Annotated in this window: 11 protein-coding genes; 2 read left to right on the top strand and 9 right to left on the bottom strand. The window is 60.4% G+C overall.

The window, feature by feature from the left end; genetic code table 11:
* Window positions 1-396: 396 nt before the first annotated feature.
* The 8 genes from ACTG2O_RS15650 to ACTG2O_RS15615 are packed head-to-tail and all read right to left on the bottom strand — an operon-like array spanning window position 397 to window position 8,121.
* Window positions 397-1,176, bottom strand: a complete 780-nt coding sequence (locus ACTG2O_RS15650) for a DUF3379 domain-containing protein (protein ID WP_439976289.1) — start codon at window positions 1,174-1,176, stop codon at window positions 397-399.
* A complete protein-coding gene (locus tag ACTG2O_RS15645; protein WP_069526875.1) occupies window positions 1,169-1,768 on the bottom strand; it encodes a sigma-70 family RNA polymerase sigma factor in 600 nt (199 codons plus the stop codon). The genes ACTG2O_RS15650 and ACTG2O_RS15645 overlap by 8 nt, the downstream gene beginning before the upstream one ends.
* Before the next feature lie 13 nt (window positions 1,769-1,781).
* Complete coding sequence (locus ACTG2O_RS15640) at window positions 1,782-3,302, bottom strand: hypothetical protein (RefSeq protein WP_439976667.1); 1,521 nt, start codon at window positions 3,300-3,302, stop codon at window positions 1,782-1,784.
* A gap of 20 nt (window positions 3,303-3,322) precedes the next feature.
* Entirely contained in the window at window positions 3,323-4,774 is a 1,452-nt protein-coding gene (locus tag ACTG2O_RS15635; protein ID WP_439976288.1) for a VWA domain-containing protein, read from the bottom strand.
* Window positions 4,765-5,757, bottom strand: a complete 993-nt coding sequence (locus tag ACTG2O_RS15630) for a VWA domain-containing protein (RefSeq protein ID WP_439976287.1) — start codon at window positions 5,755-5,757, stop codon at window positions 4,765-4,767. Before ACTG2O_RS15630 ends, ACTG2O_RS15635 begins: the two co-directional genes overlap by 10 nt.
* The gene (locus tag ACTG2O_RS15625) at window positions 5,754-6,293 is read right to left on the bottom strand and encodes a DUF4381 domain-containing protein (RefSeq protein ID WP_439976286.1); all 540 of its coding nucleotides are present in this window, start codon (window positions 6,291-6,293) and stop codon (window positions 5,754-5,756) included. Before ACTG2O_RS15625 ends, ACTG2O_RS15630 begins: the two co-directional genes overlap by 4 nt.
* The gene (locus ACTG2O_RS15620) at window positions 6,278-7,180 is read right to left on the bottom strand and encodes a DUF58 domain-containing protein (protein ID WP_439976285.1); all 903 of its coding nucleotides are present in this window, start codon (window positions 7,178-7,180) and stop codon (window positions 6,278-6,280) included. The genes ACTG2O_RS15625 and ACTG2O_RS15620 overlap by 16 nt, the downstream gene beginning before the upstream one ends.
* Window positions 7,171-8,121 (bottom strand): AAA family ATPase, encoded by a 951-nt coding sequence (locus tag ACTG2O_RS15615; protein WP_439976284.1) that lies wholly within the window; start codon window positions 8,119-8,121, stop codon window positions 7,171-7,173. The genes ACTG2O_RS15620 and ACTG2O_RS15615 overlap by 10 nt, the downstream gene beginning before the upstream one ends.
* 182 nt (window positions 8,122-8,303) lie before the next feature.
* On the opposite strand from ACTG2O_RS15615, the gene fadI reads away from it, so the two are divergent.
* Complete coding sequence (fadI, locus tag ACTG2O_RS15610; RefSeq protein ID WP_139476671.1) at window positions 8,304-9,614, top strand: acetyl-CoA C-acyltransferase FadI; 1,311 nt, start codon at window positions 8,304-8,306, stop codon at window positions 9,612-9,614.
* Entirely contained in the window at window positions 9,614-11,761 is a 2,148-nt protein-coding gene (gene fadJ, locus ACTG2O_RS15605) for a fatty acid oxidation complex subunit alpha FadJ (protein ID WP_439976283.1), read from the top strand. The genes fadI and fadJ overlap by 1 nt, the downstream gene beginning before the upstream one ends.
* A gap of 162 nt (window positions 11,762-11,923) precedes the next feature.
* On the opposite strand, the gene ACTG2O_RS15600 is transcribed toward fadJ, so the two are convergent.
* Complete coding sequence (locus ACTG2O_RS15600; RefSeq protein WP_040065652.1) at window positions 11,924-13,444, bottom strand: SpoVR family protein; 1,521 nt, start codon at window positions 13,442-13,444, stop codon at window positions 11,924-11,926.

Raw genomic sequence — 13,444 nt, 5'->3', positions numbered from 1 at the left:
CTCTCTTGTAGGCAGATTTTTTTGCCGATATTGGCTGCACGTTCAATGCAAACCTCGACAAAATCCGTTTTTATTTCAGCTTCTTCCCAATCAATTCTGGCGTGATTCTATGGATCTGGTAGGAGGTAAGAAATCAGACCAGTGACAGCAGAATACATAAAAGTGATCGATGTGTTAATCATTTGTTTTAACTTGCTGTTTAATTCATCATTTTGAGGGTGTAAAGGTGGATTATTGACCTGGATTGCCGATCTCCGTCACAAAAAAAATTTTGTCAATTTTTCGAAATCTTGAGGCAAATGAGTGACAAAGGGGAGTAATCTGGGGGGGAACAGGCAGCGGCTCGTGACCGCCGCCTGCTATTGAGGATGGATCTGAGGTTGTTAACCAGCGATGTTAAATGTCCCACTGCAGACGTGACTGCAGGGCGTTGGCAACGGGGGCAAGTGGCTCTCTCATCTCGCCAATCAGTACCATATTGGCGCCTTTGAGCTGGACAATCTCTCCTTTGAGGGTGCCATCTTCAAAGGTGGCCTGTTGCAGGGTTAATGGCACATGTTTGGGCACTAAAAAGAGAGTGACTGGCCCCATCTTTCCCTGGATCACCATGTGCAAGGCTGGTCCCTGATAAAACGAGCAGTGATTGACATAGGTCACCTTGAGCCCATCCATCCCGCTTAAGGTGGCGCCATACTTCTCCATCTTGGCATTGATGTTATGCAGATTGACCTGCTCATCGACACCTTCAATAAAGGGTTCTTCGCCATAGACATGAGCCATCGCCACCTGTGCGAGGGAGAGGGCCGCAGGAGCCGTTTCTGGCAGCGTGATCCAGCGGGTGCTCATTCCCAGCAGGAAGGCGACCGATGCAGCCAAGGCGATCTGGCGCCAGGATGTCGATGTCCGGAGCTTGACCGGCGCCGTGCCAAGGGGTCGGGATGGCGGCATATCATCTGGCGCATCACTGTCTTGCAGCATGGCTTGCCTGAGCAGGATCCGCTCGGCCAGTCCGGCGGGAACCTCTACCTGCATGGCACGCTTGAGGCTTCTGTCGAACTGCTTCATCTCGTCGAGGTAGTTCCGATTGGCTTGGCTTGCTTCAGCAGTTTTGAGAAAGTCCGGTTGTTGATCGTTGGGCTGGATCATGGCGTTGCGGCGAAATTCGAGTTCATCCATGTCCGTGTCCTCTTGCTTGGTTCTTCTGCTCCATCGCCTCCTTGATCTGGTTGCGGGCGCGAAACAGTCGGGTCATGACGGTGTTTTTGTTGAGGCCGAGCATCTCGGCAATCTCCTCACCACTGAATCCTCCCACAACTTGCAGCAGCAGTGGCTCCTGATACTCCTCGGGCAACCGGGCGATGTGACGGTGCAACCACTCGTTCTCCATCTCCTGTTCGCTGTGCAGTGCATCGTGCTGGGGTTGAGGGTGATCGTCGAGATCAACCAGCTCCAGCTGTTTGCGTTCAAAGCGGCGGGCGTTTTCCCGTCTGAGGATGGTGATCAGCCACCCCTTGGCCGCCTTGTCATCCTGCAGGGTGTCGATAGCCTTCCAGGCGCGCAGGAAGGTCTCTTGCACCAGATCTTCCGCCACGTTGGGATGCCGGGTCAGCCAGTAGGCATACCGGTATAGATCGCCATGCAGCGCATGAACCAGTGCTTCAAATTTGGTTTGTTTGTCAGCCATGGGATCAGAGACCGGCGAAGTGGCCGGATCATTTCCACCAATATGCTGCTGAGCACGTTTTTTTCTAAAAAACAGTAGTGCCATAGGGCAATCCTTGTCAGGGGGCGTGGCGGCGGGAGCGGGAACTCCCGTGCGCCAGCAGGTAAATCAGGTACGCAATACCGGCCGTTTCATCAGCCCTGAGGGTACGCGCCAGAGCGCGCCACTCGATGGGCGGGCCAGAAGAGGGCCGTGCAAAACAGGCTCGCTCGAGTGCGGCGAGCGCGTTGCCGAGCCGATTATGCCCAGCGTCAGGCAACTGGCCTAATTGATAATAGGAGACCTGCCAGCGCATGGTCGCCCACTTGATCAGCGCCTTGCGACTGGCATCCGGCTGGTGTTGGGCAAGGGCACGTTGCAGTTGATAGAAGGCGCGCCAGCGGGGCCAGCGAGGCCAGTGGCGCCATAGCGCACGCAGCGTTATGGCCAGCACGACCCACCAAAGGCTCTCTCGCAGTGCCATCTGCGATGTCTGCTGATCAGGTTGCCGATTTGTCGTTGCCTGAAACGTCAGCGTGATGGCAGGCAGGCTGGCCTGCTCAATCCGGCCACTTTGGGTATTAAACCAGGGCAGATCAATGGGGGGCAGCTGGTAGTCGCCGCTCTGCTCCGCGACCAGAGTCTGGCGCCACTGTCGCTCAAACAGCAGCTTGCCATCTCGGTAACGCTCCTGCTGTTGCTCGCCATCGGGATGTGCCTGTATGCCGTTTGGCAGTTGATGGGCCATCAGGGGGGCAAGCTGTATCTGGCCGCTGTCACCATTTTCCATGGTCAGGGTGAGGATACGGATCAGTGGTTCACCCACTTCCCCCGTGGAGGCCGGTTCAAGCCGTTGACTCAGGGTCAGCCGGGTGGCCACCGGCGTGGCGGGGGCTTTGTCGACCCGAACCTCGAGTGGTGCCGCGCGGGCCGAGAGTTTTTGCGGCTTGTTCCCTTGCTGCGTGAGCTGCCCCTGCAAGCGGGGTGAGTCGAGGAGCCATAGCCCAGGCGCTTTTGCCTGAATGAGCCAGCTGCGGGTGAGCCGGCCGGGTAGACCAGCCTGAACGGGGGCGATCCACTCGTCGCTACCGAGGCGACGGATGGTAAAGTGGGCAGAGCTGAGTTCGCTCAGGGCCGGGTTTTGCATACTGGTGGGCAGCCATAGTGTCAGCCGGTAGATCACCGGCTGGCCGGGATAGAGCGGGCCCTGATGCTCAAGGCGGGCCTGCATCTCGAGGGGCGAGGGGGCTGCGGGTTGCGGCAGCGCCGCTGTTTTCACCTCTCTCAATGGCAGGGTGAGCGAGGGAGTGAACTCATTTCCCAGCTTGAGCGGGGCAATCACCACCTTTGTATTAGCGGGTGAGTCGCTCTGGTGCAGCGGGATCTGCCAGCGAGTCAGTTGTTGTACCGGGGTGGTGACCCGGCTCATGGTCACTCTGCCCACTGCAAACTGGCGCAGTAGGGGGGTGATCTCCAGTTCGCTGCTCTGGCGCTCGCCATCCGCTTCGATGATCAGCAGCCAATCGCTGGGGTCGGCCCCCGGCAGCAGCTCTGCCCGTGGGGGCAGGGCCCAGCAAAGTAGACTCGCTAGTGCGAGCAACAGCCCCCATCCTGCCCGTGTCACCAGGGCTCCTCCACCTTGATCAGATCCCGGCGTAGTGCCTCTTTGCGCAGTCGCTGCTCCAGCAGCAACACCGGGGGAGAGGGGGGCAGGGGCATTGCTGCTGCCTGCTGAGCTGCCGATGGCTTGGGTTGCTTGCTGATGCTGGTATCGGGAGCGGCGGCCGCACCGCCTTGCAACAGAGAGAGGTTATAGAGCGCATCTTCATGGCCGGGCTCCAGTGCCAGAGCGACCAGATAGGCCTCTTTGGCGGCCGCAAACTCCCCCAGTTGCAACAGGGCATTGCCGCGGTTGTAGTAGGCGGTGGCGCTCGCTGCTTCCTGATAGGCTGCGATGGCTTGCCGGTAGGCACCAGCTCGATACCAGGCGTTGCCGCGCCAGACAGGATCGTTGAAGGTGCGGGCAGCCCGTTGAAAATCCCCCTCTTGATAAGCCTGCATCGCTTGCAGATCTCCCTTCTCTGCTGCTTGCAGATCTTGCGGCGCAAGCAGCTGAATTCCCACCATCAGCGCCACCATCAACCGGACGCCGACTCTGGCCAGCAAGGCGAGCGGTAACAAGGGGATTAGCAACCAGGGGCCAAGATCCAGTGGCGCCGGGGTGAGGGCCGAGGTAGTGGTGGGCAGCGGTGCAAAGCGGGGGACATCACTGGCAAGCCACTGCAGCTCACCGCCGAGACGGTTGGCCAGTGCGGCAATGGCCTGACTATCGGGGGCGGGCAACTGCGCGGGCATGCGGGCGGCAAATCCCAACTCATTGGCCGGAATGGCGGGCATGGGGGCCGGTTGACCACTGCTGGCGAGCAGAATATCGAGGCGTGCTGACTGGGTGTCGCGGCAGAGAAGGCGTTGCTGGCAGGGCCACAGGGCGGCGATTTGGGTCATCTGATTCCGGGTGAGGTCGTCGGTGATCAGCAGCAGACGCGCTTGTTCTCCAGGGGCCAGCTGCTTCATGGCAAGTGCCACCGCCCGTGCCGGGTTGCTGCCCTGCAGCGGCATGATATCGGGGCGCAAGTCGGGCAGTAGCAGCGAAAGGGCTTGATGATCCCGAGTGGGCGGCATGGCGAGGTAGGCATCGCCTGCGTAGAGGATCAGCGCAATGCGCTCGCCCTTGGCGCGGCTCAGCAGCTGCTGTAATTGCCATCTGACCCGGGTTGCCCGATCCGGTTTGAGATCGGTGGCGGTCATCGAGCGTGACAAGTCGAGCAGCCAGATATCGAGCGGTGCCGCAGGCTGCTGTTGCAGCTCACCGCGCAGTGCGGGACCACTCAGGGCCAAAATCACGGGCAGGGTTGCCAGCCAGAGCCAGGGGCGCTGAGGACGGGAGGCTGGCAGCAGATAAGCCTGCATCGCAGGTGCGAGCAGCGGGGGCTGGCGACGACGGTGCCACCCTTGCCAGAGCCAGGGGATGAGTGCGATCAGCCACAGGGGGCGGAGCAAGATCAGCTCCATTTGCGCGCGCCTCGTGCCAGCCAGTTACGCACCATGCGAAACTCCAGTCTGCCGTGTCCTGATGGCAGAAGCAGCAAGCCACAAAGCAGTGCCAACGGCCAGGGGTAGAGCTCTATCACCGGCTGGTACTGGGCAATCGGCATGGGGGCAGGTTCAAGGGTATTGAGGGTCGCATTGATGGCATCGAGATCGCTTTGGGTTCGCGCCCTGAAATAGCGCCCCTGTCCTGTTTTTGCCAGCTCTTTCAGGAGCGGTTCGTCCAGTTCGCTGCTGGGATCGGCCTGACCGCTGCCTGCCTCATCATAGGGTTGGATAAAGGTATCGGGATCGGCCCCGACCCCCAGCGTGTAGATCCGTATTCCCTGCGCTGCGGCGAGTTTGGCCTCCTGCAGCGGGTCGGCATTGCCTGCGGTATTGCGGCCATCAGTGACCAGCAGCAGGGCGGTGGGGCGACCAGGATCCCCATGCTGACGTGCCAGCTGGATCGCCTCGCCAAGGGCGGTGGTTCGGCCGACCAGATCAAAATCGAGCTCGTCGCTCAAGGTCAACAGCGCCGGGATCTCCTGAGTGAGGGGAGAGAGCAGGTAGGCGTGATCGGCAAAGACGATGAGGCCCACCCTGTCTCCGGCCCGTTTGGCGATCAGCGTTTTGATCTGCTGACGCACCGCCGTCAGCCGCGCTTGCTGCTCGCCGTTATCGAGCATATCAGGGGTGCGCATGCTGTCTGACAGATCCACTGCCAGCAGCAGATCCCGACTCCCTTCATATTGGAGCACCGGTTCCCCCCACCACTGGGGGCGGCAGAGGGCGAGGATAAGGGCGCACCAGAGCAGCATGGCGCGCCAGAGCGGCAATCCGGCGTGGGGGCGCAGCAGCGCAAACCCGGGGTGAGCCAGATAGCCGCGGCGCAGGGGTGGCAAGCCGAAGCGCACCAGCAAGGGGAGCACCAGCGCCAGCGCAAACCAGGGCCAGGCCAGGATCATGGATGCCTCCGTCCGGCTTTACGCCCCGAGCGGGGGGGAAGTTGGAAGAAGAGGGTTTGACCCCAACGGCGATAATGTTGCCGAAGCTGTTCACACTGCTCGCGAGTCGGGTTCTGGCTGCCATAGAGCCAACTGCTCCAGTGAGATGAGAACTGGCTGAAATTGCTGTCCCCGTGACGATCGACGAAGGCGAGCCACGCCTCTCCCTGCAGCTGGCGCGCCTCGGGCCAACGTTGCAGTGCTTCATGACGCAGGGCCTCCTGTATGCGTGCCACCAGCAGTGCCGGCTCTCCCTCCAGCTGACGACACCAGCGGCGGTAACGTATCACCCTGCGGGCAATCAGGACGATCAGCAGCAGCAATAACGCTGTGATCAATAGCCACAATAGCGCCTGCACTCTGGGGTCAAGACTCTGTTCAATCAGATCCGGCCCCGGGTGGATGTCTCGCATCAGGGCGGCCAGCGGCGGAGTGATGGCCTCGGAGGCGGGACTGGCGTTGTCGAGTTCGGTGGGCGAGCTCATCTCTGATGACATAACCCCTCCTGCCACTGTTGTTGCAGCGTCTGGCCGTTATCGAGCAGATAGAGGCGCTGCACCAGCGGCAGCAACTGCTGCTTGCCGTGGGCCAGTTGCTGTTCGGCAGCTTGCTGGTAGCGGCGGGAGAAACCGGCATGGCCCCCATCCAGCCAGCCCTGATAGTGTTGCCCTGGCCGATCAATGGTCACTGGCAGTTGGCCATCAGAGGGAAGGGCTGCCTCGAGGGGGTCACGGATCTGCCAATAGTGGATATCGTGGCGACGGGAGAGCAGCTGCAATTGCTGACAGAGCGCCGACTCGCAGGGTCGGTGATCGGTGATGATCGTCAGCTTGGCACCGTGAGGCAGCTTGACGCCGGATAAGGTGTCGGCCAGCGAGTGAGAAAGCGCCCGGCGGGCCAGTCCTTGCTGATAGTGATGGCAGAGGGATTCGAGCAGGGGCAGCACGCTGCCGCGCTGGCTCTGGTGATGGGGGATAAGCCCGTGGTAGATCAAGGTGTTGTGCTGCTTCTCCCCTTGCCAGAGCAGGGCTGCTGCCAGCTCGCACCCCAGGCGCGCCTTGAGCTGCAGCGTAGAGCCGAAATACATGGCGGGAGAGAGATCGAGCAGCAGCCAGTGCGCCTGATCGAGCTCCTCGCTATAAAGACGGGTATAGGGACGACCGAGGCGCGCCGTCACTCGCCAGTCGATATGGCGTACCTCGTCACCAGCCTGATAGGCGCGCAGCTCCCGAAACGTGAGTCCGGGAGAGCGGCCCGGTTTGCCGCGTTCGCTGCTGCTTCTGCCTGCGTGAGGTGGCTTCCTGGCCTTGGCCCAGAGCCGGATATTGAGCAGCCGTGGCAGTGACATGGCGATGTCGGGATGCAGACCGGGTTCTAGGGGCATGGCACCTGATCCAGCAGTTGAGCGATCAGGATATCGTTATCCAGATTGTCGGCCAATGCCTGATAGCTGGGAATAAGGCGATGGCGCAGCACCGGATAGGCTTGCAGCTGGATATCTTCCGGCAGCACATAATCTCGTCCGGCGAGCCAGGCGCGGGCGCGGGCGGAGCGAGCCAGCCCAAGTGTGGCGCGGGGGCTTGCCCCCACGACAATCAATGGCTCAAGGGCAGGGCACAGGCCACTGCCCGGGCGGGTAGCGCAGACCAGCTCCACCAGATAGTGCTCCAGTCGGCTTTGCATGGCCACCGCCAGCACTTCGCTGCGGGCTCGTTGCAAGGTGGTCTGGCTCAGGGTCACCGGCGCCGCACCAAGCAGTTCGCCGCTGGCGTTGAGCTGGAGGATGGCCAGCTCCATGGTGGGGCTCGGGTAGTCCACCATTAACTTGAGCAGAAAGCGGTCGAGCTGGGCTTCCGGCAGGGGATAGGTACCCTCCTGCTCGATGGGGTTCTGGGTGGCGGCCACCATAAAGAGGGGTGGCAGCCGCCAGCTCTTTTTGCCCACGGTGATCTGGTGTTCGGCCATGGCTTCCAGCAGCGCTGATTGTACCTTGGCTGGCGCCCGGTTGATCTCGTCCGCCAGCACCAGATGATTGAACAGGGGGCCCGGTTGGAATACAAAACTGGCATCCTGCGGGTGAAACACCTCACTGCCGGTGAGATCGGCGGGAAGCAGGTCGGGGGTAAACTGGATACGGGCAAAGCGTCCCTCGACGGCGCCAGCGAGCGCCTTGACGGCGCGGGTTTTGGCCAGCCCGGGGGCCCCTTCGATTAACACATGTCCTTCACATAACAGGGCAATCAGGAGCCCTTCTATTAGCTCCTCCTGCCCCAGGATCTGACTGCCAAGATAGTCCCTAAGTGCTCTGAACTCGGCCGCTGCCATGTGATAAACCCGTTGTTTTTATGGAAGTTGATCTTTTTATACTCCAGTTGCTTCCCAAGGGCGAGCAAAGGGGCCTTGCCGCGCTTAATTTAGTTTCAATCAGCTGTATGAAACTTGTGATTGGATTGTTAATATGTGGCGCAATGAGGTCAGACCTCTGCCTTTTAAACCAAGGAGCCAGGATGAAACAGCCATTGAAACTGACGACTCGCCAGGGCGAACGGATTGCCGTCGTGGCGGGGCTGCGTACCCCCTTTGCCAAGCAGGCCACCGCCTTTCATGGTGTGCCTGCAGTCGATCTCGGCAAACTGGTGGTGAGCGAAATGCTTGCCCGTACCGATCTCGATCCCAAGCTTATCGACCAGCTGGTGTTTGGTCAGGTGGTTCAGATGCCGGAAGCCCCCAACATTGCTCGAGAGATCGTGCTCGGTACCGGCATGAGCGTCAATACCGATGCCTATAGCGTCTCTCGCGCCTGCGCCACCAGTTTTCAGGCGGTGGCCAATGTCACCGAATCCATCATGGCCGGTACGGTAGATATCGCCATCGCCGGCGGTGCTGACTCCTCCTCCGTACTACCTATCGGAGTGAGCAAGAAGCTGGCCCGAGCCCTGGTGGATCTCAACAAGGCGCGCAATCTGCAGCAGCGCTTCAATATTCTGCGTCAGCTGCGGGTCAAGGATCTGCTGCCGGTGCCGCCTGCCGTGGCGGAATACTCTACTGGCCTCTCCATGGGGCAGACCGCCGAGCAGATGGCCAAGAGTCACCAGATCAGCCGCGAGGCGCAAGATGCGCTGGCTCATCGCTCCCACACCCTGGCCGCGCAGGCTTGGGCAGATGGCAAGCTCAGCGGCGAGGTGTTTACCGCCCATGTGCCGCCTTACAAGTCGCCGCTGGAGCGGGACAACAATATCCGTGAAAGCTCGGATCTCGCGAGTTACGCCAAGCTCAAACCGGTGTTTGACCGGGTTCATGGCACAGTCACTGCAGCCAACGCCACGCCGCTGACCGATGGCGCCGCTGCTGTGTTGCTGATGCGGGAAGGTCGCGCGAAAGAGCTGGGACTCGAACCGTTGGGTTTTATCCGCAGCTTCGCCTTCTCGGCCATCGATGTGTGGCAGGACATGCTGATGGGGCCCTCCTATGCCACGCCGCTGGCGCTGGACAGAGCCGGTATCACGCTCGGTGATCTCACCCTGATCGACATGCACGAAGCCTTTGCCGCCCAGACTCTGGCCAACCTCAAGATGTTCGCAAGCCACGAGTTTGCCCGTGACAAGCTGGGCCGCGATCAGGCCATTGGCGAGGTGGACATGGAGAAATTCAACGTCCTCGGCGGTTCGCTGGCCTATGGCCACCCCTTTGCCGCGACCGGTGCGCGGATGATCACCCAGACCCTGCACGAGCTGCGTCGTCGCGGCGGGGGATTGGGGCTCAACACCGCTTGTGCGGCGGGTGGATTGGGCGTGGCTATGGTGTTGGAGGTTGAATGATGAGCGCTAAGACTTTTTCCCTGGATGTTCGCAAAGATGGCATCGGCATCCTCACCATGGATGTGCCGGGCGAGAGCATGAATACCCTCAAGGCCGCCTTTGTGGAGGAGATCCGCACCGTGCTGGCCGAAGTGAAACGCAACAAGGATTTGATCGGTCTGGTGGTCACCTCCGGCAAAAAGGACTCCTTCATTGCCGGCGCTGACATTACCATGCTGGCCGCCTGCACCAGTGCCAAGGATGCCGAGACCCTGTCGCGAGAAGGGCAGGAGATCTTTGCCGAGATCGAGGGGCTGACCATTCCGGTGATCGCCGCCATTCACGGCCCCTGCCTCGGTGGCGGGCTGGAGCTGGCGCTGGCCTGCCATGGTCGGGTGGTGACCGATCACGGAAAATCTGTGCTGGGATTGCCGGAAGTGCAGCTCGGTCTGCTGCCGGGCTCTGGCGGTACCCAGCGTCTGCCGCGCCTTATCGGAGTGGCCAAGGCGCTGGATCTGATGCTGACCGGCAAGCAGGTTCGCGCCAAACAGGCCAAGAAATTGGGGCTGGTGGACGATGTGGTGCCCCCTTCCATCCTGTTGGATGCCGCTATCAAGCTGGCCAAGAAGGGCAAACCGCGCCATCAGTTGAAACGGGATCTGCAGGGCAAGGTGCTGGAGACCAACAAGCTGGGTCGCAAGGTGCTGTTCGATCAAGCCAGCAAGGGGGTGAAAGCCAAGACCCGTGGCAACTACCCGGCGCCGGAGCGGATCCTCGAGGTGGTGCGCATAGGCGTGGAGGAGGGGATGAAGGCCGGTCTGGCCGCCGAATCCCGCCACTTTGGCGAGCTGGTGATGACGGCTGAGTCTGCCGCTCTGCGTTCCATCTTCTTTGCCACCACCGAGATGAAGAAAGAGGTCACCTATCAGGGGGCCGAGCCGCGCAAGGTGGGCCACGCGGCCGTGCTGGGCGGTGGTCTGATGGGGGGCGGCATTGCGTTCGTCACCGCTACCAAGGCGGGCGTGCCGGTGCGGATCAAGGATGTGGCAAGTAGTGGCATCGGTAATGCCATGCGCTACAGCTATGACATTCTGGCCAAGAAGCTCAAGCGTCGTCACATTCTGCGCAGCGAGCTGGAAAAGCAGATGAGCCTGTTGACCGGCACCCTCGACTACTCCGGTTTCCACCGGGTCGACATGGTGGTGGAGGCGGTGTTTGAAGATCTCAATCTCAAACACCAGATGGTGAAGGACGTGGAGCGTGAGTGCGGTGAGCACACAGTGTTTGCCTCCAACACCTCCTCCCTGCCCATTAACCAGATTGCGGCAGAGGCGGCGCACCCAGAGCGAGTCGTGGGGCTGCACTACTTCAGCCCGGTGGACAAGATGCCGCTGGCGGAGATAATCCCCCACGCTGGCACCAGTGCCGAGACGGTCGCTACCACCCTGGCTTTTGCCCGCGCCCAGGGCAAAACCCCCATCGTGGTGAAGGACGAAGCCGGTTTCTACGTCAACCGCATCCTGGCGCCCTACATGAATGAGGCGGCAAGACTGGTGCTGGAAGGGGAGCCGGTGGAGGTGCTGGATAGCGCGCTGCTGGACTTTGGCTTCCCGGTTGGCCCCATCACCTTGCTCGATGAGGTGGGGATCGATGTGGGCGCCAAGATCTCCCCCATTCTCGAGAAAGAGCTGGGCGGCGAGCAGTTCCAGGCGCCCAAGGCGTTTGACAAGCTGCTGCAAAATGATCGCAAGGGACGCAAGAACGGCAAGGGCTTCTATCTCTATGGCAAGGCGGCACCGCGCAACAAGCTGACTGGCAAAGAGGGCAAGAAGACGGTGGACGAGAGCGTCTATGGCGTGCTCGGCATCAAGCCGTCTGCCAAGCTGGCTCGTCAGGAAATCGCCGAGCGCTGCGTGCTGCTGATGCTCAACGAAGCGGCGATGGCGCTGGATAGCGGTGTGGTGGCCTCGGCCCGTGATGGCGATATCGGGGCCATCTTCGGCATCGGTTTCCCGCCTTTCCTTGGCGGCCCGTTCCGCTACATGGACACCTTAGGAATTGATCATCTGGTTGGCCGTCTGGAGTATTACCAGAAGCGCCATGGTGATCGGTTCGCCCCCTGTGCACGTCTCAAGGCGATGGCCGCAGAGCAGCAGACCTTCTACTGATAGCCGCTGCAGATTAACTGCAAGACAAAGAGGCCCGCATACAGTGCGGGCCTCTTTCTATGTTGTGATTTATTCAGGTTGTGCTGCGATGATGCAGGCAGAGGCGAAAGCTGATAAAAAAACGGCCCACCGAAGTGGGCCGTCGAGATATCACGTCACGGGTCAGATCCCCGGTTTGCGCTCCGGGCAGCGGCCGATAATATCGGGCGGCAGCTCGCCGTTATCCTGCTCCAGCACCACATCGAATCCCCACAGTTGATGGAGGTGTTTGAGCACCTCATGGCGAGAGTCGCCAAGGGGAATGCGGTTGTGGGGCACATAGCGCAGGGTGAGGGAGCGATCCCCCTTCACGGCGACGTTGTACACCTGAATATTGGGCTCCAGATTGCTCAGGTTGTACTGGGCCGACAGGGTATTGCGCACCTGACGGTACCCCTCGTCATTGTGGATGGCAGAGACCTTCAGATAGTTCTTCAGATCGTCGTCATCAATGGCGAACAGCTTCATATCCCGCATCACTTTGGGACTGAGGAACTGGCTGATAAAGCTCTCGTCCTTGAAATTCTGCATGGCAAAGTGGAGGGTGTCGACCCAGTTGCTGCCGGCATAGTCGGGGAACCAGTATCTATCTTCCTCGGTCGGGTTCTCGCAGATGCGGCGCAGGTCGGTAAACATGGCAAACCCCAGCGCATAAGGGTTGATCCCCGAGTAGTAGCGACTGTTGTAAGCAGGTTGATAGACCACGTTGGTGTGGCTGTGCAGCACCTCCATCATGAAGCGATCGCTCAGCTTGCCCTCGTCATAGAGGTGATTGAGGATGGTGTAGTGCCAGAAGGTGGCCCACCCCTCGTTCATCACCTGGGTCTGCTTTTGCGGATAGAAATACTGGCTGATCTTGCGCACGATGCGCACCACTTCCCGCTGCCAGGGCTCCAGCAAGGGAGCATTCTTCTCGATGAAGTAGAGAATGTTCTCCTGGGGCTCTGCGGGGTAGCGCCTGTCCTCCACGCCAGCCGCTTTATGCTGTTTGGGCAGGGTTCGCCACAGCTCGTTGACCTGAGTCTGCAGATAATCTTCCCGCGCCTTCTGACGCCGCTTCTCCTCAGCCATCGAGATCTTCTGGGGACGCTTGTAGCGATCCACCCCGAAGTTCATCAGGGCATGGCAGGAGTCGAGCAGTTGTTCCACCGCCTCAATGCCATGCTTCTCTTCACACTGGGTGATGTAGTTCTTGGCAAACAGCAGGTAGTCGATGATAGATGAGGCATCGGTCCAGGCCTTGAACAGGTAGTTGTTCTTGAAGAAGGAGTTATGACCGTAGCAGGCGTGGGCCATCACCAGCGCCTGCATCGGCATGGTGTTCTCCTCCATCAGGTAGGCGATACAGGGATCGGAATTGATGACGATCTCGTAGGCCAGCCCCATCTGGCCGCGCTTGTAGTTGCGCTCGGTATGGATAAAGCGCTTGCCGAACGACCAGTGCTGATAGCCGATGGGCATGCCGACGCTGGAGTAGGCATCCATCATCTGCTCGGCGGTGATCACCTCGATCTGATTGGGGTAGGTGTCCAGCTTGTAGAAACGGGCGACCCGGGCGATCTCCTGGTGATAGGTCTCCAGCAGATCGAAGTTCCAGTCTGGTCCGTCATCCAGTGGCGCTACACGTTTTTCTGTTTCGATCAT

Source organism: Aeromonas sp. 61P, from assembly GCF_051919545.1.
Classification (GTDB): Bacteria; Pseudomonadota; Gammaproteobacteria; order Enterobacterales; family Aeromonadaceae; genus Aeromonas; species Aeromonas veronii.
Note: the sequence above shows the minus strand (reverse complement) of the source record. Positions and strands in the feature narration are given on the sequence as shown.

Coding starts and splice junctions, on each gene's coding strand:
- ACTG2O_RS15650 (WP_439976289.1), bottom strand. CDS start 1,176: ATGGATGAACTCGAATTTCGCCGCAACGCCATGATCCAGCCCAACGAT.
- fadJ (WP_439976283.1), top strand. CDS start 9,614: ATGAGCGCTAAGACTTTTTCCCTGGATGTTCGCAAAGATGGCATCGGC.
- ACTG2O_RS15630 (WP_439976287.1), bottom strand. CDS start 5,757: ATGATCCTGGCCTGGCCCTGGTTTGCGCTGGCGCTGGTGCTCCCCTTG.
- ACTG2O_RS15620 (WP_439976285.1), bottom strand. CDS start 7,180: ATGCCCCTAGAACCCGGTCTGCATCCCGACATCGCCATGTCACTGCCA.
- ACTG2O_RS15600 (WP_040065652.1), bottom strand. CDS start 13,444: ATGATCGAAACAGAAAAACGTGTAGCGCCACTGGATGACGGACCAGAC.
- ACTG2O_RS15645 (WP_069526875.1), bottom strand. CDS start 1,768: ATGGCACTACTGTTTTTTAGAAAAAAACGTGCTCAGCAGCATATTGGT.
- ACTG2O_RS15635 (WP_439976288.1), bottom strand. CDS start 4,774: ATGGAGCTGATCTTGCTCCGCCCCCTGTGGCTGATCGCACTCATCCCC.
- fadI (WP_139476671.1), top strand. CDS start 8,304: ATGAAACAGCCATTGAAACTGACGACTCGCCAGGGCGAACGGATTGCC.
- ACTG2O_RS15625 (WP_439976286.1), bottom strand. CDS start 6,293: ATGTCATCAGAGATGAGCTCGCCCACCGAACTCGACAACGCCAGTCCC.
- ACTG2O_RS15615 (WP_439976284.1), bottom strand. CDS start 8,121: ATGGCAGCGGCCGAGTTCAGAGCACTTAGGGACTATCTTGGCAGTCAG.